This is a genomic window from Streptomyces sioyaensis (genome assembly GCF_004122735.1).
In the GTDB taxonomy this organism is placed as follows: Bacteria; Actinomycetota; Actinomycetes; order Streptomycetales; family Streptomycetaceae; genus Streptomyces; species Streptomyces sioyaensis.
This window is the reverse complement of sequence record NZ_SDIF01000034.1, coordinates 1-23,314: the sequence shown is the minus strand read 5'-3', so window position 1 is coordinate 23,314 and position 23,314 is coordinate 1. Positions and strand designations below refer to the sequence as shown.

The window sequence follows — 23,314 nt, the reverse complement described above, 5'->3', positions numbered from 1 at the left end:
AGGCCTGCCCAGGTGGGGGCCGCGGCTACGGCCACTGCGGGCTGCGGCGCGGGACCGCGGTGCCCGTAGCCGCGGCGGATCAGCCGGCCGCCGTCACCGGGGGCAGGCTCCCGGCCTCGGGGGCCGCGTCGGCCTCGGCACGGCTGAGCGCGGCGTCCCGGGTGTCCGGCATCAGGACGTAGGTGACCAGGGAGATCAGCGCGCACCCGGACACGTACCAGAAGAACATCGTCTCGTGGCCCGCGTCCTTGAACCACAGCGCCACATACTCCGCCGTACCGCCGAAGAGCGCGTTGGCGATCCCGTAGGGCAGCGCCACACCCAGGGCGCGCACCCGGGTGGGGAACAGCTCCGCCTTCACCGCCGCGTTGATCGAGGTGTACCCGGTGACGATCACCAGAGCCAGCAGCGACAGTCCGAGCGCCGACCAGTACGACGACGCCGACCGCAGGGCGGTCATGATCGGATAGGTGCCGACGGTGCAGCCGACCGCGAACGTGATCAGCAGCGGGCGGCGGCCGATCCGGTCCGACAGCGCCCCGGCGAAGGGCTGCAGCACGGCGAAGACGGTCAGCGAGGTGAAGCTCACCAGGGTGGCGGTGGTCTTCGCCATGCCCGCGCTGCCGATCAGGTACTTGGTCAGATACGTGGTGTACGTGTAATAGGCCACCGTGCCGCCGAGGGTGAGCGCCATGACCAGGCCCGCCTGGCGGCGGTGCTGCCACAGGGCCTTCAGGGTGCCGCGGGTGTCGTCGCGGCCGCGGCCGGCGGACTGCTCGGTGAACGCCTCGGTCTCCTCCAGGCGGCGCCGCAGCCAGAACACCACCACCGCGAAGAGCGCCCCGAGGACGAACGGAATCCGCCAGCCCCAGCTCGACAGTTGGGGGGCGCTCAGCGTCTGCTGCAGGGTGATGAGGATGCCCAGGCCGAGCAGTTGGCCGCAGGTCATCGACACGTACTGCATCGACGAGCCCAGCCCCCGGCGGCCGCGGGCCGACGCCTCGGTCAGATAGGTGGCGCTCGCCGCGTACTCACCGCCGATGCTCATCCCTTGCAGCAGGCGCGCCAGCAGGAGTACGAGCGCGCCGACGTAGCCGGCCTGCCCGTAGGTCGGGGCGACGGAGATCAGCAGGGCGGCCACCGACATCATGGCGACGGTGAGGGTGAGCGCGCTCTTCCGCCCGTGCCGGTCCGCGGCCCGGCCGAGGACCCAGCCGCCGACCGGGCGCATCAGGAACCCGACGGCGAAGATCCCTGCCGTGTTCATCAGCTGGGTGGTCGGGTTTTCGCCGGGGAAGAACGAGTCCGCGAAGTAGATCGCGAAGGTGGCGTAGACGAACCAGTCGTACCACTCGACGAGGTTGCCGAGCGACCCGCCGATCAGGGCGAGGCGGCGCTTCGCGCGCTCGTCGCCGGATGGCTTCCTGGGCAGGGCGGCGGACGGTGACATGACGGCTCCAGACGAGAAGTCCCCTGGTGGGAGAGGCGATGAGGTGCTCAGAGGATGCGGGTGCCGTCGTACCCGGACAAGGTCCGGCCGTCAGATCTAACGTGCCGCTAAGAAAGGGGCTTTCCCTCGGCCCCGTCCATTGCCCTGATCCATTGCCCTGATTCGTGCCCTGATCCGTTGCCCTGGGCCTGACGCGGCTGCCGGGCGTTTCCGAGGGCCCGGAGTCCGCATCGAAATCTCACGGGGATTCCGTGATCCCTGGCGGTCTCCGCTCCGACAGCCTTGATCCCGGAAAGCTTCACCGACCGGCACGCACAGCGGGTCGGGCACCGATCCGAGCACGAGGGTTGATGGTTGTGACTGACATTGTGGTGGTACACGGGCTGTGGGCCGACGGGTCGAGCTGGAGCGAGGTGATCCCGCTCCTGCACGCCGCCGGGCACCGGGTGCATGCCGTACAGCTGCCGCTGACCTCGGTGGAGGAGGACGTGGCGTACACCCGGCAGGTGGTGGACCGGCTGCCGGGACCGGTCGTGCTGGCGGGCTGGTCCTACGGGGGCGCCGTCATCACCAACGCGGCGCAGGGCGCGCCGAACGTGTCGGCCCTGGTGTACATAGCGGCCTTCGCTCCTCAGCAGGGGGAGCGGGGCAATGACATCCTGGCCCGCTTCCCGTCGGCCGTCGGCGAAGCGGTCCAGCAGGACGAGCAGGGCCGGTTGTGGATCGACCCCGACCGGTACCGGCAGGTGTTCGCCGCGGACCTCCCGTCCGCCCGCGCCGCCGTGCTGGCCAGCGTGCAGAAGCCGGCCGCCCCGGCATGCTTCGCCACCCCGTCCGGCGAACCGGCCTGGCTCACGATCCCGTCCTGGTACCTGGTCGCCGAGAACGACAAGGCGCTGTTGCCCGCCGCGCAGGAGTGGATGGCCGAGCGCATGGGGGCGTCCGTCACCTCCGTGCCGGCGAGCCACGCGGTGCTGCTCTCCCAGCCGGAGCGGGTCGCCGACGTGATTGCTTCGGCCGCGACGGCCGGTTGCTGAGAGCGGTGCCGGTCATGAACGAGTTCTTGTTGCGCTTCGCCCTGAAAACGGACGGGGTGGTGTCCGGCCTCGTGGCGGTGCTCAGTCTCCTGGGCGCGCGGAGCCTGGACGGGATGCTGGGTCTCCCGGCATGGCTGCACTGGGGACAGGGGGCATTCCTGGCTGTCTATGCCGCCGCGCTGTGGTACGCCGCCACCCGGCAGACGGTCATCCGCTGGGTCGCGGTCGGCGCCGTGGTGCTCAACGCCGTCTGGGCGGTGGGGTGTGTGGCGCTGCTGACGGCCGGGTGGTTCGAGATCACCACGCTGGGGATCGGCTACGTCGGCTTCATCGGCGTGGCGGTGGTGGTCTTCGGCTCCTTGCAGGTTGCCGGTCTGCGCCGAGCCGGTTGAACCGTCCCGCGCGCCCGGATCGCGGTGGCCGTGCCACCGGAAGCCGCGATCCGGGCGCGCGGGCGAAGGCCGTCCGGCAGCGGTTGGCCGTCGTGGGTGCGGCGGATACGTACTCGCCAAGACGGTGGCGGTACAGGTATTTCTCCCCTACGACCTTCCCTGCCCGGCCGCGATGATGGATGCGCGCCGGGCAGCCTCAGTGACGTGCGAGAACGCGGCACCACGCGGGGCGGAGGGCTGTGTTCCACACTCCCCATGCGCCGGCGTACGCATACGAAGGTGATCACTCGTTGGACAAGGGGGGCAGGAGCCATCACCGTTTCCGAGCCGTGCGAGCGGACGTGCCCGCACTACCAGACCGCCCGTCGGTTGCACGACCAGGACGCGCCACCGGAGGAGACCGCCGGGCATCTCCTCGCCGCCGAGCCGACCGGCATGCCGTGGGTCCTCAGCGTGCTGCGCGCCGCTGCCCGGGCGGCGACGGCACACGACGATTCCGGCGCGGCGATCCGTTACCTGCTCCGGGCCCTGCGCGAACCGCTGCCGGACGGGGACCGGGCCCTGGTGCTGGGGGAGTTGGGCCGTATCGAGGCCGGCGGCCACCCGGCGGCCGCGGTCCGTCACCTCACCGAATCCCTCGGCCTGCTCACCGAGCAGGCGCCGCAGCGGCGGGAGATCGTGCCCGTCCTCGCCGACGCCCTCGTGCGGTGCCGCCGCGGATGCCAGGCGGCCGAGCTGCTCGACCGCGAGGCCCGTGCCCTGGCCCGCGCCGAACCGTCCCGCGGGGACCTGGCGGTGCACCTGGACGTCCAGCGTCTCCTGACCGACCTCGATGACCGGACCCGGCGTACGCAGGTCGACCGGACCGTCGCCGAGCTGGAGGCGGCCGGTCCGCACGCCCCTGTGGCCGTACGAGGGGTGGCGGCGGTCCGGGCGAGCCTCGCCCTCGGAACGGACGCCGACGCCGACCGCGTGGCCGCCCAGGCACGCCGCGCACTGGAGGGCGAGCTGCCGCAGGGCGTGACGGTGATGGCGGCCGAGCTGGCCGTGCAGGCTCTGACCTGGTGCGATCGGTCGAGCGAAGCCGCCGCGTTCATCGACCGCGTGGCGGCCGACATCCAGGAGGACGCACGGCCTGCTTCCCGGATCCTGGTGTCGATGAGCCGGTGCGCATGCGCCTACCGGTCCGGTGATGTGCCGACGGCGATCGACGCGGGCCGTGACTCCCTCGACCTGCTCTCCGCCTCCCGGGGAAACGCCAGGGTGGCACTGGCGACCGCCGCTCTGGTGCGCGCGCTGGTGGAGGCCGCGGAATTCGACGAGGCGGCCCGGCTTCTCGCCCGGCCCGACTGCGCGCGTCTTGAGCCGGACTGGCAGTGGACACATCTCCTGGAGGCCCGCGCGCGCCTCTCCCTCGCCCGCGGCCACGCCGACGACGCGCTGCACGATCTGCTGGAGTGCGGCCGACGTCAGCTCGCCTGGCGACGGGACAACCCGGCCGTGCTGCCCTGGCGTTCCCTGGCCGCCCTCGCGCACCTGGCCCTGGGCGACCACGGCCCGGCCGAACGCCTCGCGCAGGAGGAACTCGACCAGGCGCGGTCCTTTGGCGCGCCCCGCGCTCTCGGCATCTCGTCGCGCGCCGCCGGTCTGGTGGCGCGCGGACCACGCGGCCGGCGTCTGCTGGAGGAGTCGGTCGACCTGTTGGGGCAGGCCGAGGCGACGGTGGAGCAGGCCCGCTCGCTCATCGAGCTCGCCACGCTGCGGCACGAGCCCGGTCATACCCGTGTCGCGCGCGACCTGGCCCACCGCGGCCTCCGCCTCGCTCAGCACTGCTCAGCGGCGAGCCTGAGCGCGCAAGCCCTCAGCAGACTGCGGGAATTCGGGGCCCGCCCCCGAACCCCCTGCACGGTGGGGGTCGAGGCGCTGACGGCCGGCGAACGCCGGGTCGCCGCCCTGGCGGCCGACGGCCTGACGAACCGCGAGATCGCGCAGAAGCTGTTCATCACGCAGCGCACCGTGGAGAACCATCTCACCAACGGATTCCGCAAACTCGGCATCGCCGGGCGCCGCCAACTCCCCGAAGCGGTCCAGAGCCCGGACACCCGCGGCTGATCCCGGGGGCGATGGGGGTGACCGGCGAAAACTCCAGGCGCCGAGTCATTGACACCCGTACGCCTCGGCCGGACACTCATGCCACCTCAGCAGTGAATATCAGTTCACTGGACGAACTTCCCCGGCGAACATCACCCCCTCCCTTCGCTCCCCTGGGACAGACATGACTTCTTCCTTCGACCCACCTCCCCACTCCTTCCGCTCGGTCTTCCCGGTGTTTGCCCTGTGCTGGCTGGCCGTGTTCTTCGACGGCATGGACATCAACATCTACGGCGCCGTCATGCCGCACATCCTTGACGACCACGGATTCGGACTGACCCCGGCCGACGCCGGAACCATCGGCAGTTGGACCACCTTCGGCATGCTCATCGGCGCGCTGGCGGCCGGCAATCTGACCGACTGGCTCGGGCGCCGGCCGCTGCTGGCCGGCAGCGTGACGGTGTTCTCGCTCGGCTCGGCGGTATGTGCGCTGGCCGGCAGCCCGGCGATGCTCGGGGCCGGTCGGTTCCTCGCGGGCCTCGGTCTCGGCGGGTTGATGCCGCTCGGTCTGGCCATGGTGATGGAGTTCGCGCCCCGGGGCCGGGTGGCGCTGGCCACCGGCCTGTTGATGACCTCCTACCACGCCGGCGGGATGGCGGCGACGGTGCTCGGGATGACCGTCGCTCCGGCGGCGGGCTGGCGCTCGGTGTTCTGGGCGGGTGCGCTGCCCGCCGTGATTGCCGTACCGCTGCTGTGGAAGCTGCTGCCCGAGTCGCCCGGTGTGCTGCTCGCGCGAGGTCAGGGCGAACGGGCCCGCGCCGTCGCGGCCCGCTACGGACTGCCCCGGCCGGCGGCGGGTGCGGCTCCGGCCGCGGGCGCGAAGGGGCGGTGGGCGGCGGTACGGGCGCTGTTCGCCCACGAGTCGCGGGGGACGACGCCGCTGCTGTGGCTGGCCAGCTTCTGCGGGCTGATGCTGGTGTACGGGATGAGTACCTGGCTGCCGCAGCTGATGCGGACCTCCGGCTACGGCCTCACCTCCTCGATCAGCTTCCTGATGGTGATCAACGCGGGCGGCATCGTCGGCATGCTGGTCGCGGGCCGGGCGGCCGACCGTTTCGGACCGGTGCGGGTCTCGGCGGTCTGGTTCGTGCTGACGGCCGTCGGTGCCCTGCTGCTCAAGTCCCACTTGCCGCTGGCGGTGACGTACGCAGTCGTGGCGGTCACCGGAGTGTGGCTGTACAGCGCCCAGGCCATGGTGTACGCCGCCACCAACTCCGTCTACCGGGAGAGCGAGCGGGCCGCCGGGCTCGGCTGGGTCACCGGGGTCGGCCGTACCGGCGCGGTCGTCGGCCCGTGGTTGGGCGGTGTCCTCGCGGCGAGCGGCCACCAGAGTTGGGGCTTCACCGCCTTCGCCCTGGCCGGCTTCCTCGGCGCCACGGCCATCGCGCTGGTCCCGCTCGTCGCCCGGGAGAGCGCGGTGGCGGTCGCGAGGGCGGAGGCCTGAGGCGCCCCCCGCGCGGCCGGCCGGCCCGGGCGCCGTCGACCGTCGGCGACCGCGGACGGCGTGCTCAGGAGGTGGTGGCGATCCGCACGTAACGCCCGGCCGTGTGCAGGTCGTTCTCGATCCGGGCGGCGGCCGTGCGCAGTGCGGGGAGCACGTCCTGACGGCACTGCGCGAGGCTGCGGCGGCCGGTGTGCGTGGCGATGTTGACGGCCGCGACCGCCCGTCCGGTGCGGTCGCGGATCGGCACGGCGATCGAGCGCAGCCCCTCCTCCAACTCCTCGTCGACCAGGGCGTATCCGTCCCGCGCGATCGTGTCGAGCAGCCGGGCCAGCCGGGCCGGGTCGGTGACGGTGCGGCTGGTCAGGGGGCTTCGGTCGGCCCGTTCCAGCCGGGCCGCGCGGGCGGCGGGCGGAAGGTCGGCGAGGAGCACGCGTCCCATCGAGGTGACGAAGGCGGGGAACCGGGTGCCGACGGTGATGTTGACGCTCATGACGCGGCGGGTGGCGATGCGGGCGGTGTACTGGACGTCGTCGCCCGCGAGCACGGCAAGAGAGGCGGAGTCCTGCACCTCGACGGCCAGGTCGGCCAGGTGGGGCTCGGCGATCCGTGACAGCGGCGCGCACGACAGCGGCGCGAAGCCCAGGTCGAGCACCCGGGGGGTGAGGCTGAACTCCCGCCCGTGCGCGGTGACGTAGCCCAGGTGCTCCAGCGTGATCAGGGCCCGTCGGGCGGTGGCCCGGGCCAGGCCGGTGGCCTCGGCGACGGCGGTGAGCGGCAACGCGGCGCGCCCGGGGCCGAACGCGGTCAGCACGGTCAGCCCCCGCGCCAGCGCCTCCACGAACTCCCTTCCGAGCTCCTGTTTGGACGCCTGGGTCCACGCCGCCGATCCGGCGACGTCCGCGGGCCGCCGTGCCGCCTCGATCGGCGGGGCGTGGCGCAGGTCGTCCTCCATGGCGGCCACCGTCTCGCGCAGGGTGGGCAGTACGGCCTCGCGCAGTGAGCGGGCGCTGTGCCGACTGGTGTGGCTGACCACGCTGACCCCGCAGACCTGTCGCCCCTGGGCGTCGCGGACCGGCAGCACGAGCGCGATCAGGCCCGGCTCGATCATCTGGTCGTCCACCGCCCAGCCCCGCGTGCGGGCGACGGCGGCGGCCTCGGCGAGGAACTCGGCGGGCTGGCGGAAGGGCGGGACGGCGGGGAAGCGCAGGTTCTCCGGGTCCGCCGCCCACCGCTCGCGCCAGTACGCCCACTCCTCCTCGGTCCAGTCCGCCGCGAACACCTGCCCGTGGGCGGTCCGTTCGGCGGGCAGCAGGTCGCCGAGGCGGAAGGTGAGGGACAGCGCGCGACGGCGGGTGGCCTGGTGGACGAACCGGATGCCGTCGCGGTCCGGCACGGCGAGGGACACCGACTCGTCGAGGGCGTCGGCGAGGCGGTCCGCGTGCGGGCCGAGCAGGTCGGGCAGCCGGATGGCGCCGAGGTAGGCGTTGCCGAGCTCCATCAGCCGGGGCGTGAGCGCGATGTCGCGGCCTATCTGCCGGACGTACCCCATGCGGGTCAGCGTGGCGGCGATCCGGTCCACCGTGGAGCGGGCGAGGGCGGTGCCGCGGGAGAGACCGCCGAGGCTCTGGCGGCCGTCCGCCTCGGTGAGTTCGCGCAGCACGGCGATGCCGCGGATCAGCGGCCCCACGGCTTCGGCGGGTGCGCGGACATCGGTGGTCGGCATGGTGGCTCTGCTCTCCGTAGCGGGCTTCGGGCAACCGTACTGGCCGAGCGGGTGCGAGCCGGGCGTTGACAGACACCGCACGCAGGCGCACACTCTCGGCACCCCAGATTATGAACGAACATTCACTACGCGAACAACCTTGAGGGCACTCATGGACAAAGTCCGGCAGACCGCCGCCGAGGCCATCGGCGACCTCACCGACGGGTCCTCGCTGGCCGTGGGCGGATTCGGCCTCAGCGGCGTGCCGAACGTGCTGATCCAGGCGGTGCACGACCGCGGATCGGGCCGGCTGAGCGTGGTGTCGAACAACTGCGGCGTCGACGGCCGTGGGCTCGGCATCCTGCTGGCCGCCGGGCGGATCACCCGGGTCACCAGCTCGTACATCGGCGGGAACCGGGAGTTCGCCCGGCAGTACCTGAGCGGCGAGTTGGAGGTCGAGCTGACCCCGCAGGGCACGCTCGCCGAGCGGCTGCGCGCCGGCGGTGCGGGCATTCCGGCGTTCTTCACGCCGGCCGGCGTCGGCACCCCGGTCGCCGACGGCGGCCTTCCCTGGCGCTACGGCCCGGACGGCGGCGTGGCGGTGTCCTCCCCGCCGAAGGAGGTCCGCGAGTTCGACGGCCGCGGCCACGTCCTGGAGCACGCCCTCACCACCGACTTCGCGCTCGTCCACGCGGCGCGCGGCGACCGGCACGGCAACCTCGTCTTCCACAAGGCCGCCCGCAACTTCAACCCGCTGGCCGCGATGGCCGGCCGGGTCACCGTCGCCGAGGTGGAGGAGCTGGTCGAGCCGGGCGTCCTGGGACCCGACGAGATCCATCTGCCGGGCGTCTTCGTGCAGCGGGTCCTCCCGCTGTCCCCCGCTCAGGCAGCCGAGAAGCACATCGAGAAGCGGACGGTCTCCGTCCGCGCGGCACGAGAGGCGGCGCGCGCCTGATGGCCTGGACCCGCAACGAACTGGCCGCCCGCGCCGCGGCCGAGCTCGCCGACTCCTCCTACGTCAACCTCGGAATCGGACTGCCCACTCTGGTGCCGAGTTTCCTGCCCGACGACGCGGACGTCGTGCTCCAGTCGGAGAACGGGCTGCTGGGCGTGGGCCGTTACCCGTACGAGAGCGAGGTCGACCCCGACCTCATCAACGCCGGCAAGGAGACCGTGACGGTGGTCCCCGGGGCGTCGTTCTTCGACTCCGCGCTCTCCTTCGGCATGATCCGCGGCGGCCACGTCGACACCGCGGTCCTCGGCGCCATGCAGGTCTCCGCCCGAGGAGACCTGGCCAACTGGATGATCCCCGGAAAGCTGGTCAAGGGCATGGGCGGCGCGATGGACCTGGTCCACGGTGCCCGCACGGTCCTCGTCATGACGGAGCACACCGCCAAGGACGGCACGCCGAAACTCGTGGCCGAGTGCGGCCTGCCGCTCACCGGCACGGCGTGCGTCCACCGTGTCCTCACCGACCTCGGCGTCCTCGACATCACGCCGGACGGCTTCGTCCTGATCGAAACCGCCCCCGGTGTCGGCCCTGACGAGGTGCTGGCGAAGACGGCCGCACCCGTCCGCGTCGCCCTCCCCACCACCCGCTGAGCAGCCGACACCTCGCGGGGAACGCACGCACCCCGGTGCGTGCCCGTACAGCAACAGGAGCCTTCCATGACCGAGCGCCTCCACGACGTCTACGTCGTCGACGCCGTCCGCACGCCCGTCGGCAAATACGGCGGAGCCCTCGCCACCGTCCGCCCCGACGACCTCGCCGCCGGCGTGCTGCGCGCCCTGCTCGACCGCACGCCGCGGCTCGACCCGGCCCGGATCGACGACGTGTTCCTCGGCAACGCCAATGGTGCGGGCGAAGAGAACCGCAACGTGGCCCGGATGGCGGTGCTGCTGGCCGGACTGCCGGTCACGGTGCCCGGTGTGACGGTCAACCGGCTCTGCGGCTCCGGGATGGAGGCCGTGATCCAGGCCTATCGGTCGATCGCCGTGGGGGACGCCTCGATCGCGCTCGCCGGTGGGGTGGAGTCGATGAGCCGTGCCCCCTGGGTGCTGCCCAAGCCCCCACGCGCCTTCCCCGCCGGCCACCAGGAGCTCTTCTCCACCACCCTGGGCTGGCGCATGGTCAACCCGAAGATGCCCGACCGGTGGACGGTCTCGCTGGGCGAAGGCGCGGAACTGGTCGCCGACCGCCACGGCATCACCCGCGAGGCCCAGGACGCCTTCGCGCTCGCCAGCCACCACAAGGCCGCGCGCGCCTGGCGGGACGGCCTGTTCGACAGCGAGGTCGTCCCGGTCGAGGGCGTGGACCTCACCCGCGACGAATCAATCCGTGACACCACGTCCCGCCACGCCCTCGCCACCCTCCCACCGGTCTTCCGGCAGACGGGATCGGTGACCGCCGGCAACTCCTCACCGCTCAGCGACGGGGCGGCCGCCCTGCTGCTCACCGACGCCGCCGGACTCGAAGCCACCGGTCGCGAACCGCTCGCCCGGATCAGCGCCTGCGCCGTCAGCGGCGTGGAACCGCAGTTCTTCGGCACCGGACCCGTCGAGGCGGTCCGTCGAGCCCTCACGAAGGCCGGCCGGGACGTCGACGCCCTCACCGCCGTCGAGCTGAACGAGGCCTTCGCCGCCCAGGCCCTGGCCTGCATGCGCGCCTGGCCGGGCCTCGACCCGGCGGTGGTCAACCCGCGCGGCGGTGCGCTCGCCCTCGGGCACCCCCTCGGTGCGTCCGGCGCCCGGATCACCGGCGGCGCCGCCCACCAACTCGCCGCGGCGGGCTCCGGCACCGCGCTCGCCGCCCTGTGCATCGGCGTGGGACAGGGCCTCGCGCTCGTCCTCGAAAGGTAGGCCCCGATGACCCTCACCCAGCACGACATCTCGCGGGAGATCGCCCGGCAGGCCACGGCACACGCCGCCACCGGCGAGGCCGCCCACCACCCGGCCCGCGGCTACGCCCCCTACCGCAGCAGCCGGCTGCGCCACCCCGGGCAGCCGCTCGTCACCGTCCAGGACCCGGAAGGGGCGGAGCTCAGCGGCCCCGCCTTCGGCCTCACCGACGTCACCGAGCTGGACGCCGACCTGACCCGCCAGCACACCGGCGAACCGCTCGGTGAGCGGATCACCGTCACCGGCCGCGTCCTCGACCGCGGCGGACGCCCCGTACGCGGACAGCTCGTCGAAATCTGGCAGGCCAACGCCTCCGGCCGGTACGCGCACCAGCGCGACCGGCACCGCGCCCCGCTCGACCCCCACTTCACCGGCGTCGGCCGCTGCCTCACCGACGCCCAGGGGCAGTACGCCTTCACCACCGTCAGGCCCGGTGCCTACCCCTGGCGCAACCACCACAACGCCTGGCGGCCGGCCCACATCCACTTCTCGCTCTTCGGCACCGCCTTCACCCAACGGCTGGTCACCCAGATGTACTTCCCCGGCGACCCGCTCTTCCCCTACGACCCCATCCTCCAGTCCGTCACCGACCCCGCCGCCCGCGCCCGCCTGGTCGCCACCTACGACCACGACCTCTCCGTCCCCGAGTGGTCGCTCGGCTACCGCTGGGACATCGTCCTCGACGGTCCCACCGCCACCTGGACCGAGGAGGGCCGCTGATGCACCCCACCCCCTCGCAGACCGTAGGACCGTTCTACGGCTACGCCCTGCCCTTCCCCGGCGGCGGCGAGATCGCCCCGGTCGGGCACCCCGACGCGATCACCGTGCACGGTTACGTGTACGACGGGGCGGGCGCGCCGATCCCCGACGCGCTGCTGGAGTTCTGGCAGCCGGGGCACGCGCGGGCCGGCAAGCCCGGCTCGATGCGCCGCGATCCGGTCACCGGTGGCTTCGCCGGCCGCGACGGGGTCACCTTCACCGGCTTCGGCCGCGTCGCCACCGCCGCCGACGGACACTGGTCGATCCGCACCCTCCCGCCCGCCGGCGTGCCGTACCTGTCCCTCTGCGTGTTCGCCCGCGGACTGCTCCACCACCTCTACACCCGCGCCTACCTCGACCCGGCCGCCACCGACCCGCTGCTCGCCGCCCTCGCCCCCGGCCGGCGGGCGACGCTGCTCGCCGCCCAGGAGGACCCGCGCACCCACCGCTTCGACATCCGGCTGCAGGGCCCTGAGGAGACGGTCTTCCTTGACTTCCGATGACGCTCTCGCCCGGCCGGCCGACGCGTCCCCGGACGCCGTCGCGGACCTCGGCCTGCTCTCCCCGGTCCGGGTCGCGTCGGACGTCGAAGCGGCCACCGGCGACCGCGCGTTCCTCCAGGCCATGCTGGACGCCGAGGCCGCCCTGACCCGGGCGCAGGCCACCCTCGGCGACGCACCCCGAGGGGCCGCCGACGCCGTGACGGCGGCCGCGCACGCCGACCGGTTCGACGTACGGGACATCGCCGTACGTGCCCGCAGGGGCGGCAACCCGGTCATCCCGCTGGCCGCCGACCTGACCGCCGCCCTGCCCGCCGACGCCGCGCCGTACGTGCACCGCGGCGCGACCAGCCAGGACATCATGGACACCGCGACCATGCTGGTGGCGGCCCGCACGCTGCCGCTGCTGGCCGCGGACCTGCGGCGGACGGCCGACACCCTCGGACGGCTCGCCGAGGCGCACCGGGCCACCCCCATGCCGGGACGCACCCTCACCCAGCACGCCGTCCCGACCACCTTCGGGTTGAAGGCAGCCGGCTGGCGCCACCTGGTCCTGGACGGCCTCGAACGGCTCTCCGCCGTCCGCCTGCCCGCCCAACTCGGCGGCGCGGCAGGAACATTGGCGGCGTTCGAAACGCGAGCCGGGACGACGGCGGCGCTCGGAACGCCGACCGGGACGCCCGCCGGCGGGCCCGCACTGCTGGCCGCCTACGCCCGGGAACTCGGCCTCGCCGAGCCCGTCCTGCCCTGGCACACCCTGCGCACACCGGTCGCCGACCTCGGCAGCGCGCTCGGCTTCGTCTGCGGCGCGCTCGGCAAGCTCGCGGTGGACGTCCTGGTGCTCTCCCGTACGGAGATCGGCGAGCTGGCGGAGGGCAGCGGAGGAGATTCCTCGGCCATGCCGCACAAGAGCAACCCCGTGCGAGCCGCGCTGATCACCTCCGCCGCGCGCCAAGCACCCGCTCTCGCCGCCGTGTTGACCTCCGCACTCACCGCGGAGGACGAACGGCCGGCCGGTGCCTGGCACGCCGAGTGGCAGACCCTGCGCGCCCTGCTCCGGCTGGCCGGCGGGGCGGCCCGCGACGCCGCCGAACTTGTCGACAGCCTCCGGGTCCTCAGCGCCCGGATGCACGACAACCTGCACGTCACCGGGGGCCTGATCGTCAGCGAACGCCTCGCTGTCGAACTCGGCGCCCTGCTCGGTCGCCAGCCGGCCAGGGAACTCCTCACCCGCGCCGCCCACCGGGCCGCCGCCGAGCGGCGGAGCCTGGCCGCCGTGCTGGCGGAGGAACCGGCCCTGGCGGGCCATCTCGACCGCATGAGCCGACTCACCGACCCCACGACCTACCTGGGAGCAGCAGCCGCCTTGGTCGACCGCGCCCTGGCGCGCAAGACCGGGTCCGAACACAGGAACCACCCATGAAGCACCTCCCGCACCACCGCCTCGACGGCCCCTCGGACGGCCCGGCGCTGATCCTCGGCCCCTCCCTCGGCACCTCGCTCGCCCTCTGGGATGCCCAACTGCCCGCCTTGGCACGGCACTTCCGGGTGATCCGCTGGGACCTGCCCGGGCATGGGGGCTCGCCTGCCGAGCTCATCCCTCCGGGCGCCACCGTCGCCGATCTGGCCGACCTGGTGCTCGCCCTCACCGACCACCTCGGCGTGGAACGCTTCGCCTACGCCGGTGTCTCGCTCGGTGGAGCGGTCGGCACCCACCTCGCCGTCCACCATCCCGAACGGGTCACCGCGCTGGGGCTGATCTGCTCCTCGGCCCGCTTCGGCGAACCCAGCGGCTGGCAGCAGCGCGCCGCCCTGGTGCGCGCACAGGGCACCGAAGCCCTCGTCGGAACGGCGCCCGGCCGCTGGTTCACCCCCGGGTTCACCCACTCGGCCACCGCCGCCGCTCTCGTCGCCGACCTCCGCGCGAGCGACCCGGCCGGCTACGCGGCGTGCTGCGACGCCCTCGCCGGCTACGACCTGCGTGCCGAGCTGCCCCGGATCACCGCACCGACCCTGGTGATCGCGGGGCGCGGCGATCCGGCCACTCCGCCCGCCCACGCCCGCGAGCTGGCCGACGGCATCACCGGTTCCACCCTGTGGGAGCTGCCCGCCGCCTCCCACCTCGCTCTCGTCGAGCAACCGCACGCCGTACTCACCGCCCTCCGGGACCACTTCGCGGCCCCGACTCCACCCGACGACCTCCGCTGCGCGGCGAGCACGGCCGTACGGCGCGCGGTCCTCGGCAACGACCACGTCGACCGTGCCCAGGCGCGCACCAGCGCCTTCACCGCCACCTTCCAGGACTTCCTCACCCGCTACGCCTGGGGCGAGATCTGGACCCGGCCCGGGCTCGACCGCCGCAGTCGCAGCTGCGTCACCCTCACCGCCCTTGTCGCGGGCGGCCACCACAAGGAACTCGCCCTGCACGTACGGGCGGCGCTGCGCAACGGACTCACCCCGGACGAGATCCAGGAGGTCCTGCTCCAGACCGCCGTCTACTGCGGCGTCCCCGCCGCCAACGCCGCCTTCGCGATCGCGGATCCCCTCATCAACGAGGACCCCGTCATCAACGAGGACCCCTGATACCCGAGCCCATCCGGACCCCTCCGAGCCCATCCGGACCCATCCGGACCCCTTAGAGCCCCTCCGGGCCCATTCGAAAAGGAGAGAAAGCAATGTTTCGCAGCCTCGTGCGCACACCATTCCGCAGTATTCCCCTCCTCGTCCTCGTGACGGCACTGGTGGCCGTCGTGGCCACGACCCTGGGGTCCAGAGACGTCCCCGCGGCCGCGTCACCGGGCGTCGACGTCACCAAGGACCTCGACTACGCCGCCGCCCAGCCCGCCGGCACCCAGGGCCACAAGCTGGATCTGTACGTCCCGAAGTCCCGGCCCCCGGTCCCCCTGGTGATCTTCACCCACGGCTCGGGCTGGATGGCCGACAACGGCCGCATGGACGCCGACAAGGTGGCCGCTCAGCTCAACCCGCACGGTTTCGCGGTGGCCGGTGTGGCCGTCCGCTCCAGCTCACAGGCACAGTTCCCGGCGCAGCTGCACGACATCAAGGGCGCCATCCGATGGCTGCGTGCCAACGCGGCGAAGTACCACCTGGACCCGCGGCGCTTCGCGATCATGGGCGAGTCCTCCGGCGGCTGGGCCACCACGATGGCCGCGGTGACCGGCGACGTTCCCGAACTGGAAGGCACTGTCGGCGTCAACGGCCCCTCCAGCGCCGTCCAGGCGGCCCTGCCGTTCTACCCGCCCATCGACTTCCGGCAGATGGACGCGCACATGCTCACCGACTGCACGCCGCGCGAGGACGGTTCCGTCCCCGGCGAATGCCACGCCGACCCCAACTCGCCCGAATCGCGGCTGCTCGGCTGCGCCATCAACGACTGCCCCGACAAGGTCGCCGAGGCCAGCCCGCTCACCTACATCGGAAAGCGGCGCACCCCGCCGTTCCTGATATTCCACGGTAAGCAGGACCAGCTCGTGCCCTACCACCAGAGCCGTCTGCTCTTCGACAAGCTGGCCGCCACGCACAAGGGCGCCCGCTTCTACTCCTTCCCGAACACCGGCCACGGCACGTTCCTGGAAATGCTCAGCGACGCCGACACCCAACGTGGCGCCACCCTGGAAACCACCCGCCACGGCCACCTCACACGGCCCGTCCCCGCCCACCCGTCCTGGCAGACCGTCATCGCCTTCCTCAAGAGCCAACTCCACACCGCTGGGCGCTGAACCACCCCGCCGCTCACTGCCGCAGCTCAGAGGAGTCCCCTCTGAGCTGCGGCAATGTTCGTTCCGACGGCAGGCGCCTGCGCCTGGTCATGCTCCATGGGTGTGCCGATCGGATTGCTCCCCACCGCGGCCCCGGCCTTCGCTGCCCCTCCCGACCCGTGTGCGTCGGGAACATCGGAGGCTTACCACGTGGTCGCCGACTACACGCGCATCTACACCCGGCCCGCCCCGGCTCAATTCCTCGGCCGGGGGCCGCCTTTCTGCGTCTCGCCCGTGACTTCGGAGGGTGAATGCCCCGCGACCGTCCGTCGAGAATTCTACTTCTTCAGTCCGCAACGGAACCCCGGCGCCCACCTGCCCCTCTCTCTGGGCGTCCCGCAGACAAGAACTCCTAACGAATGCGATGAGGACCGTTCCATGCGTGAATTCAACCGGCGCGGAATACTCGGACTCGGCGTAGGGGCAGCAGCCGCCATTTCCGTCGCCGGCTGCTCTTCCTCTGGTTCGTCGGACTCCGGCAAGGTCGGAACCAAGCCCGGTCAGAAAACACCGGCCAAGCCGATAGGCGACGGCTCCACGGCGTACACCGGAAAGCAGCCCAACCAGCCGCACGCACCGGAGAAACTGGCGCCGGGCCAGAAGCCGCCGCAGTTCGTGGTCTTCTCCTGGGACGGCGCCGGCGAGGTGGGCAACGGCCTCTTCCCGCGGTTCCGCAAGCTCGCCAAGGACCACAACGCCTCGATGACCTTCTTCCTGTCCGGGCTGTATACGCTGCCCGAGTCGAAGAGGCGCATGTACCGCCCGCCGAACAACCCCGTCGGGCACTCCGAAATAGACTTCCTCACCGATGAGCACGTCAAGATGACGCTGCAGAACGTGCGCGCGGCGTGGCTGGACGGCCACGAGATAGGCACCCACTTCAACGGCCACTTCTGCGCCGAGGGCGCCGGCTCGGTGAAGCACTGGACCCCCGCCCAGTGGGACGACGAAATCAAGCAGGCCATGGACTTCGTCACCAAGTGGCGGACCAACACCGGTTTCACCGACCTCGAACCGCTGCCCTTCGACTACAGCAAGGAACTCGTCGGCGGCCGTACGCCGTGCCTGCTCGGCCAGGACAACCTGCTGCCCACGGCACGCAAGCTCGGCTGGCGCTACGACGCCAGCTCACCCGGCGGCCTCCAGGTCTGGCCCACCAAAAAGCAGGGCCTGTGGGATTTCCCGCTCCAGGGGATACCGTTCCCCGGCCATTCCCGCGACGCCCTGTCGATGGACTACAACCTGATGTACCAGCAGTCGAAGAACTCCACCAAGGCCCCGCCGGTCAACTACCCGGGCTGGCGCAAGCAGGCCACCGAGGCCTACATCAACGGCTTCAAGCGGGCCTACGAGACCAACCGCGCCCCCTTCTTCATCGGCAACCACTTCGAGAAGTGGAACGGCGGCATTTACATGGACGCCGTCGAGGAGGCGTTCAAGCACATGGCGGACAAGAAATACAAGGACGTCCGGCTGGTCTCCTTCCGCCAGCTCTGCGACTGGCTGGACGCCCAGGACCCGAAAGTCCTCGCCGACCTGCGCCGGTTCGGGGTGGGCCAGCAGCTCACCGGGCGCAGCTGACGGCGCCGGAGGGGCGGAAGGCCCCGGCCCCACGCGGCCGATCACGTTCATCCGTACGTAGCTGGGCGCGTTCAGGTGTTCGCCGAGACCTGTCGCCGACAGCGTCAGCTTGTGCCGGTGTCGCGGCCTAAGGTGACGTCACTCTGCTTTGGCCGCATCCAGTGCGCCGGACGGAAAGGGCGAAGCAGAGCCGGTGACGGCAAACGGGTTCACTAGGGGCTCACATTGGTTTCGCCCGGCACGGATCCCTCGCTGACCCGCAAGCGGTATGTCCTTGCTGCTATGGGGTGCACCGGGGGGATGGTCCTCCTCGACGTGACGGTCGTCGCGGTGGCTCTCGATCCGGTGGCGCGAGGCCTGGAATTGAATACGTCCGCCATGCACCGGGTGGTACTCGTCTACGCCTTGTCCCTGGCGGCACTTGTGCCTGTCGGCGGAATGGCGACGCGAAAGTTCGGTCTCCTTCCCGTCTTCCGGTCCGGGGTCGTGCTCTTTGCCGTTGCCTCCGGGGGTTGTGCCCTGGCGCCGGCAGTCGGGCCCGCTGCCTCACTCCTCCTCGGAGCGAGAGCGGTTCAGGGGGCGGGAGCCGCGCTGATGCTCCCCGTCGCCACAACCGTCATCACAGATGTCTACGAGGAACACGAGCGTGGCAGGGCCTTGGCCACCTACGCCGGTGTGGCCCAGCTGTTCTTCGTGCTCGGGCCCCTGGCGGGGGCCTTGCTGACGCGGTTCTTCGGATGGCCTTCCGTCTTCCTGATCAATATTCCGCTCGCGGGAGCGGTCCTGTGGGCGATCGCCAAAGCGCGGTTGAGCGATCAGGCTCCGGGGGAGCCGCTCCGTGTCCTTCAGCCGTTCCTCATGACCCCGGCACTGGTCGTGCTCGTCTTCGCCCTGTACCAGAGCGGAATCTGGGGCCTTGATGCGAGGACGGTTCCTGCCCTGGCCTCGGGCGTGCTTCTGCTGGCTCTCTCGGTCCGGGTCATCCTGAGAGCCGCCCATCCTCTTCTCGATTTGGGCCTTTTGCGGAATCACACCTATGCCGCGGCCGTGGCGGTCACGTTCCTGGTCCAGGCCGCCCAATTGCCCGTGCTGGTGCACGGCGCCGTCTATCTGCGACAGGCTCTGCACCTGACGGTGCTCGGCTCCGGCGTGGCACTGCTCCCTTTTGTCGCTGCTCTGGCCGTGGGAACTTTCGCCTCCGGATTTCTCCTTGAGCGCTTCCAGGCGATCCGCGTGCCTGTCTTGTGGGGTGTGGCGGTCGCCACCCTCGGGACGGCCGCTTGGGCGGCCGTTCTTCCCTGGGGCGCATACCTGTGGCAGGTCCCCGGGATGATCGTCGCCGGCCTCGGGATGGGGATGCCCATTCCCGCGCTGAGTGCGGAAATGATGAGCGCCGTCACCGTTGACGAACGTGCGGATGCCTCCGTCCTCCGGCAAACCCTGCGGCAATTGGGCGGGGCCTTCGGGTTCGCCGCCGCGGGAGCACTCGTCCTGTCGGCCAACGATCGGGAATCCAACGCCGCGGGAATCATCAAGGCGTCGGCAACGCTCCACGGCTTCGTCTTCGCGAGCATCGTGCTGGCCGCCACCTTCGCTCTGGCCGCGGCCAAGCTGCCACGCAAACGCCCCCTCTTCCGCAACCGGGTGCGAGCCTGAACGCCGCACCGCGGCCGGCGGCTCACCGTCACCCCGCTTCCGGCCCGGAGGGCCGTCGTCGGTGGCCCGGTCGGAGCGCACGGCTTTCCCGTTCGGAGCAATGGGCGTGCCTCCTCTCCGCCCGCACGGCCGTATGTGCCGAGCCGGACCGGGGCGGGCGCCGCCGCTCTCCTTCGTGTCGCGTCGGGAGGCGTTTCGTCGTGGACTGGGAGAGGCGCGCGCCCGCATTCGTGCCGGTATGCGGGTACCCGCCACAGGAAGACGAAGGATCTCGAACGCGACATGAGGAGTGTGTGATGCCGGCAGGATCCAGCCGTAAGCGTGAGCGGCAGTACGAGCACATCAAGGAGGGCGCCGTGAAGCGCGGGACCTCCACGGGGCGGGCGAAGGAGATCGCCGCGCGCACCGTCAACAAGGAACGCGCCCGGGCGGGAGAGGCGAGGTCGGCAAGCAGGACCTCGACCCGCGACCCCAAGTCCGCCTCCCAGCGCGGCGGCGAGCGCTCCCACCGTGGCCCCCAGAGCCCCACGAAGGACCAGCTCTACGCAGAGGCCAAGAGGAAGCACATCGACGGCCGCTCCACCATGACCAAGGAGCAGCTGCGCAGGGCCGTCGGCCGCTGACGGCAACCGAAGGCAGGAAGCACGGCATTGCCGGTGCACCGGACGGCAGGGGCGCGGCCCGCTCGGCCCGCCCCTGCCGGTCGGTGCAGAGCGCTACCCGGTTGGGGAGGAGACGTTTTCGGGCGCTCCGGTTCGTTGCGCCCCGGCTGAACCCCGAGATCTCACCAAGGCGGACGCTATGCCTGTGGCACGCGACATCATGACCCCAGGAGTGGAGTGCATCGACGCCGAGGACACCGTCCTGGACGCGGCATGCACCCTCACCCGGCTGGGCGTCGGGGCGTTGCCGATTCGCGGCAGTGACGGCAGCCTCCTCGGCGTGCTGACGGACCGGGACATCGTGATCAAGGTTCTCGGCAAGGGCAAGGACCCCCAGCAGACGAAAGCCGGGGAACTCGCGCAGGGCGTGGTCACCATCGGCGCGGACGACGACGCGGACGAAATCTTCCGGACGATGGCCGGCCACAAGGTCCGCCGCCTCCCGGTCATCGACGGTCGCCGGCTGGTGGGCATGGTGGCGCTGGCCGATGTGGCTCGCGCGCTGCCGAACCTGCACGCCGGCAGCCTGCTCGAAGCGCTCTCCGCGGACAGCCCTCCCGCCGGGCACCGGTGTGCTCCCGCCAGCCCTGCTTGCGTCGCGCTCGGCTGCTCGTCGACGTGACGGTGCAGGCCACCGACAAGCCCCCGGCGCGGGTCGATGTGTACGACGACGACGTTCCGGTCGGCTACCGGATGACCGTGGAGTTCTCCGGCGCGCTGCCCGCGTGGCGGGTGGACGAACTGCCGGACCGCGTGGAGAAGTTGCGGCAGCGACGAGCCCGTAGAGGCCGATATGGCGCGGGAGGGGCCCGCCGTAGGGCGGCAGGGCGCCTTGTCGGGGATTCTCGGGGTGCGGCTCCGCCATGGTTGGGTCGATAATTTGTGCTATGAATGAGCGATTTGTCCAGGTGCCTGGCAGTGAGCGCTCGATCGCGCCCGAGGCGCGCCCGGCGGGCCCCCTAGACGGCTCGACGCCTATCGAAGCCACCGTCGTACTGCGCCGCAAGGCCGAGGTCCCCCATGAGCTGATCACGGGCCCCGAGACGATCCCGCAGGCCGAGCTGGCCCGGCAGTACGGTGCGGACCCGGCCGACGCCGAGCTGCTGCGCGAGGTGCTGGGCCGCCTCGGGGTGCGGGTGACCGACGTCGATCTGGCGTCCCGCCGGGCCAAGGTGACCGGCACGGCGGACGAGATGGCCGCGGCGTTCCGGACCCGGCTGGCCCGCGCGGCCAGCCCCGACCCGACCGGCGGCGACCCCGTCGAGCACCGCCACCGCGAGGGCCCGCTGGAGGTGCCCGCCGAGCTGGCGGGCGTGGTCGTCGCGGTGCTCGGACTGGACGACCGGCCGCAGGCCCGTCCCCATCTGCGGCGGGCCGGGAAAAAGACCCACCGGATCTCCTACAAGCCGTCGCAGCTGGCCGAGGTCTACCACTTCCCGCCCGGAACCGACGGCAGCGGCCAGACCCTGGCGATCATCGAACTCGGCGGCGGCTTCGCCGGGGCCGAACTCGACACCTACTTCGCCTCGCTGGACCTGCCGAGCATCCCCCGGGTGACCGCGGTGAGTGTCGGGACCGCCCGCAATGTGCCGGGCCGCGACCCCGACGGGGCCGACGGCGAGGTGCTGCTGGACATCGAGGTCGCGGGCGCCCTGGCGCCCGGCGCGGAGCAGAAGGTGTACTTCGCGCACAACACCGACCAGGGCTTCGTCAACGCGGTGAGCGCCGCCGTCCACGCCACCCCGACGCCGGCCGCACTGAGCATCAGCTGGGGAGCAGCCGAGGAGTTGTGGACCGACCAGGCCCGGATGGTCTTCGACGAGGCGCTCGCCGATGCCGCGGCGCTCGGCGTGACCGTGTGTGCCGCGGCGGGTGACGACGGCAGCGGGGACGGGGTCGGCGACGGACTGCCGCACACCGACTTCCCGGCCTCCAGCCCGCATGCGCTGGCCTGCGGCGGCACCCGGCTCGACGCCGACCCGACCACCGGCCAGGTGCACCATGAGCGGGTGTGGGGCGGGAGGGCCGCCGACGGTGCCACCGGCGGCGGCGTCAGCGCGGCGTTCGGTCTTCCGTCGTGGCAGACCACCGCCGGTGTCCCGCACAACGGGAGCCCCCCGGGCCGTGGCGTACCGGATGTGTCGGGCGTCGCCGACCCGGCCACCGGCTATCAGGTGCTCGTGGACGGCCACCGCTCCGTGATCGGCGGCACCAGTGCCGTGGCTCCTCTCTGGGCGGCCCTGGTCTGCCGGCTGGTGCAGGCACTCGGGCGCCCGCTGGGCATGATCCAGCCGCTGCTGTACGCCGGTGCCACACCGGGGCACACCGCACGCGGTTTCCGCGAGATCACCGATGGCTCCAACGGTGCCTTCCGCGCCGCCCCCGGCTGGAACGCCTGCACCGGTCTGGGGGTCCCCAACGGCACCGAACTGCTCGACTCCCTGCGGGAGATGTCGCACCGCTGAGGGGGACCGGCCGACGGAGCCCGCCCGGCGTCCGAGGGGCGCCGGGCGGGCCTTCGGGCGCCGGGCGCCCCTCGTGGGTCACCCGAATGGCGGTACGGCCCTGAGGGTGCCGGTCAGGTCGCCTGGGCCGTCGTGTAGAGGTTCTTCGCGTCGTCGCCGAAGTACGGGCCGAACATGGTGTGGGGCCAGAACTGGTAGCCGAAGCTGTTCACCGAGGTCTGCAGACCGGTGCCGGTCTTCTCGTCGAACGAGGCGAGCCAGGGGCCGCCGCTGGAGCCGCCGGTCATGTTGCAGTCCAGACCGTGGTCGCCGGAGAACAGCGGGTCCTTGAAGGTGGTGCCGCCGCAGTAGATGAGCTTGCTGCCGTCGTACGGGGCGGCCGCGGGGAAGCCGAAGGCGTACATCGCCTTGTTGTAGCCGGAGTTGAAGGACAGGCCCTGGCCGCCGACGACGTCGGTGAGCTTCTTGCCGTCGAGCGGGGCGACGACCGCGGCGCCCACGTCGTAGTTGATGTCCTCGCTCGCCGTCCACTGGGGAGTGGAGAGCGTCTTGGTGGCCGCCCACTTGCCGTACGGGGACTGGCCGTCGTGGTAGCCGGGGACGAAGACCCAGTTGGTGTGCCAGACGCCGCCCAGCTTCACACAGTGCCCCGCGGTGATCACCGTGCTCTTGTTGCCGCTGGTCACCGCGTCGCCGGAGCAGGCGGCCGTGCGGCCCTGGTAGGTGAAGAACACCCGGCCGGTGGTCTTGGTGACCGCGCCGCCGCCGGTCCACGGCCCGCCGGGCTGGGGCAGGGCGCCGGGGCGGGCCGTGGACCGGCGGCGGCGCGGTCACCAAG

At 72.0% G+C, this 23,314-nt stretch carries 18 protein-coding genes and 3 pseudogenes; 18 read left to right on the top strand and 3 right to left on the bottom strand.

The window, feature by feature from the left end:
- Positions 1 to 79 precede the first annotated feature (79 nt).
- Positions 80 to 1,450 (bottom strand): MFS transporter, encoded by a 1,371-nt coding sequence (locus EST54_RS14665; RefSeq protein ID WP_129248061.1) that lies wholly within the window; start codon positions 1,448 to 1,450, stop codon positions 80 to 82.
- A gap of 356 nt (positions 1,451 to 1,806) precedes the next feature.
- Here EST54_RS14665 and EST54_RS14660 point away from each other — a divergent pair, with 356 nt between their 5' ends.
- The 4 genes from EST54_RS14660 (at position 1,807) to EST54_RS14645 (ending at position 6,474) form a co-directional block, all read left to right on the top strand.
- Positions 1,807 to 2,487: an alpha/beta fold hydrolase gene (locus EST54_RS14660; protein ID WP_203525536.1), complete on the top strand. Its 681-nt coding sequence runs from the start codon at positions 1,807 to 1,809 to the stop codon at positions 2,485 to 2,487.
- 14 nt (positions 2,488 to 2,501) lie between these two features.
- A complete protein-coding gene (locus EST54_RS14655) occupies positions 2,502 to 2,879 on the top strand; it encodes a hypothetical protein (protein ID WP_129248059.1) in 378 nt (125 codons plus the stop codon).
- A 369-nt stretch (positions 2,880 to 3,248) separates the two neighbouring features.
- Positions 3,249 to 4,991 (top strand): LuxR family transcriptional regulator, encoded by a 1,743-nt coding sequence (locus EST54_RS14650; protein ID WP_129248058.1) that lies wholly within the window; start codon positions 3,249 to 3,251, stop codon positions 4,989 to 4,991.
- Positions 4,992 to 5,154: 163 nt separating this feature from the next.
- On the top strand, positions 5,155 to 6,474 hold the full coding sequence (locus EST54_RS14645; protein ID WP_129248057.1) for an MFS transporter: 1,320 nt from the start codon (positions 5,155 to 5,157) through the stop codon (positions 6,472 to 6,474).
- A 64-nt stretch (positions 6,475 to 6,538) separates the two neighbouring features.
- Here the strand turns inward: EST54_RS14645 and EST54_RS14640 are convergent, their stop codons facing one another.
- Complete coding sequence (locus tag EST54_RS14640; protein WP_129248056.1) at positions 6,539 to 8,197, bottom strand: IclR family transcriptional regulator domain-containing protein; 1,659 nt, start codon at positions 8,195 to 8,197, stop codon at positions 6,539 to 6,541.
- A gap of 151 nt (positions 8,198 to 8,348) precedes the next feature.
- Between EST54_RS14640 and EST54_RS14635 the strand changes: the two genes are divergently transcribed.
- The 14 genes and pseudogenes from EST54_RS14635 to EST54_RS14570 all read left to right on the top strand — a co-directional run bounded on the left by EST54_RS14635 (position 8,349) and on the right by EST54_RS14570 (position 22,476).
- Entirely contained in the window at positions 8,349 to 9,131 is a 783-nt protein-coding gene (locus EST54_RS14635) for a CoA transferase subunit A (protein ID WP_129248055.1), read from the top strand.
- Complete coding sequence (locus tag EST54_RS14630; RefSeq protein WP_129248054.1) at positions 9,131 to 9,778, top strand: 3-oxoacid CoA-transferase subunit B; 648 nt, start codon at positions 9,131 to 9,133, stop codon at positions 9,776 to 9,778. Before EST54_RS14635 ends, EST54_RS14630 begins: the two co-directional genes overlap by 1 nt.
- A 66-nt stretch (positions 9,779 to 9,844) precedes the next feature.
- The gene (locus EST54_RS14625) at positions 9,845 to 11,035 is read left to right on the top strand and encodes a thiolase family protein (RefSeq protein WP_129248053.1); all 1,191 of its coding nucleotides are present in this window, start codon (positions 9,845 to 9,847) and stop codon (positions 11,033 to 11,035) included.
- 6 nt (positions 11,036 to 11,041) lie between these two features.
- A complete protein-coding gene (pcaH, locus tag EST54_RS14620) occupies positions 11,042 to 11,794 on the top strand; it encodes a protocatechuate 3,4-dioxygenase subunit beta (protein WP_129248052.1) in 753 nt (250 codons plus the stop codon).
- Positions 11,794 to 12,336, top strand: coding sequence for a protocatechuate 3,4-dioxygenase subunit alpha (gene pcaG, locus EST54_RS14615; protein ID WP_174857439.1), 543 nt, complete (start codon positions 11,794 to 11,796; stop codon positions 12,334 to 12,336). The genes pcaH and pcaG overlap by 1 nt, the downstream gene beginning before the upstream one ends.
- Entirely contained in the window at positions 12,323 to 13,756 is a 1,434-nt protein-coding gene (pcaB, locus tag EST54_RS14610; protein ID WP_129248051.1) for a 3-carboxy-cis,cis-muconate cycloisomerase, read from the top strand. The genes pcaG and pcaB overlap by 14 nt, the downstream gene beginning before the upstream one ends.
- On the top strand, positions 13,753 to 14,916 hold the full coding sequence (gene pcaDC, locus EST54_RS14605; RefSeq protein ID WP_129248050.1) for a bifunctional 3-oxoadipate enol-lactonase/4-carboxymuconolactone decarboxylase PcaDC: 1,164 nt from the start codon (positions 13,753 to 13,755) through the stop codon (positions 14,914 to 14,916). Before pcaB ends, pcaDC begins: the two co-directional genes overlap by 4 nt.
- Before the next feature lie 92 nt (positions 14,917 to 15,008).
- Entirely contained in the window at positions 15,009 to 16,073 is a 1,065-nt protein-coding gene (locus EST54_RS14600) for an alpha/beta hydrolase (protein ID WP_129248049.1), read from the top strand.
- A gap of 417 nt (positions 16,074 to 16,490) precedes the next feature.
- Entirely contained in the window at positions 16,491 to 17,693 is a 1,203-nt protein-coding gene (locus EST54_RS14595; protein ID WP_129248048.1) for a polysaccharide deacetylase family protein, read from the top strand.
- Positions 17,694 to 17,993: 300 nt separating this feature from the next.
- Complete coding sequence (locus tag EST54_RS14590; protein WP_161989285.1) at positions 17,994 to 19,349, top strand: MFS transporter; 1,356 nt, start codon at positions 17,994 to 17,996, stop codon at positions 19,347 to 19,349.
- Between the two features lie 296 nt (positions 19,350 to 19,645).
- Complete coding sequence (locus EST54_RS14585) at positions 19,646 to 19,972, top strand: plasmid stabilization protein (RefSeq protein WP_129248046.1); 327 nt, start codon at positions 19,646 to 19,648, stop codon at positions 19,970 to 19,972.
- A gap of 178 nt (positions 19,973 to 20,150) precedes the next feature.
- Positions 20,151 to 20,561: pseudogene (locus EST54_RS14580) on the top strand (CBS domain-containing protein); the annotation flags it as partial.
- 68 nt (positions 20,562 to 20,629) lie between these two features.
- Positions 20,630 to 20,782, top strand: a pseudogene (locus EST54_RS36345) (DUF7873 family protein); the annotation flags it as partial.
- Between the two features lie 116 nt (positions 20,783 to 20,898).
- Entirely contained in the window at positions 20,899 to 22,476 is a 1,578-nt protein-coding gene (locus tag EST54_RS14570) for a S53 family peptidase (RefSeq protein WP_239013776.1), read from the top strand.
- Between the two features lie 113 nt (positions 22,477 to 22,589).
- On the opposite strand, the pseudogene EST54_RS14565 reads toward EST54_RS14570, so the two are convergent.
- Positions 22,590 to 23,279 (bottom strand): annotated as a pseudogene (locus EST54_RS14565) (trypsin-like serine peptidase); the annotation flags it as partial.
- Positions 23,280 to 23,314: the final 35 nt, after the last annotated feature.

Excerpts from the sequence above, each read along its gene's own strand:
- EST54_RS14665 (WP_129248061.1), bottom strand. The coding sequence starts at position 1,450 with ATGTCACCGTCCGCCGCCCTGCCCAGGAAGCCATCCGGCGACGAGCGC.
- EST54_RS14585 (WP_129248046.1), top strand. The coding sequence starts at position 19,646 with ATGCCGGCAGGATCCAGCCGTAAGCGTGAGCGGCAGTACGAGCACATC.
- EST54_RS14645 (WP_129248057.1), top strand. The coding sequence starts at position 5,155 with ATGACTTCTTCCTTCGACCCACCTCCCCACTCCTTCCGCTCGGTCTTC.
- EST54_RS14635 (WP_129248055.1), top strand. The coding sequence starts at position 8,349 with ATGGACAAAGTCCGGCAGACCGCCGCCGAGGCCATCGGCGACCTCACC.
- EST54_RS14590 (WP_161989285.1), top strand. The coding sequence starts at position 17,994 with ATGGTCCTCCTCGACGTGACGGTCGTCGCGGTGGCTCTCGATCCGGTG.
- EST54_RS14595 (WP_129248048.1), top strand. The coding sequence starts at position 16,491 with ATGCGTGAATTCAACCGGCGCGGAATACTCGGACTCGGCGTAGGGGCA.
- EST54_RS14655 (WP_129248059.1), top strand. The coding sequence starts at position 2,502 with ATGAACGAGTTCTTGTTGCGCTTCGCCCTGAAAACGGACGGGGTGGTG.
- EST54_RS14630 (WP_129248054.1), top strand. The coding sequence starts at position 9,131 with ATGGCCTGGACCCGCAACGAACTGGCCGCCCGCGCCGCGGCCGAGCTC.
- EST54_RS14625 (WP_129248053.1), top strand. The coding sequence starts at position 9,845 with ATGACCGAGCGCCTCCACGACGTCTACGTCGTCGACGCCGTCCGCACG.
- EST54_RS14600 (WP_129248049.1), top strand. The coding sequence starts at position 15,009 with ATGTTTCGCAGCCTCGTGCGCACACCATTCCGCAGTATTCCCCTCCTC.
- pcaH (WP_129248052.1), top strand. The coding sequence starts at position 11,042 with ATGACCCTCACCCAGCACGACATCTCGCGGGAGATCGCCCGGCAGGCC.
- pcaG (WP_174857439.1), top strand. The coding sequence starts at position 11,794 with ATGCACCCCACCCCCTCGCAGACCGTAGGACCGTTCTACGGCTACGCC.
- EST54_RS14570 (WP_239013776.1), top strand. The coding sequence starts at position 20,899 with ATGAATGAGCGATTTGTCCAGGTGCCTGGCAGTGAGCGCTCGATCGCG.
- pcaDC (WP_129248050.1), top strand. The coding sequence starts at position 13,753 with ATGAAGCACCTCCCGCACCACCGCCTCGACGGCCCCTCGGACGGCCCG.
- EST54_RS14640 (WP_129248056.1), bottom strand. The coding sequence starts at position 8,197 with ATGCCGACCACCGATGTCCGCGCACCCGCCGAAGCCGTGGGGCCGCTG.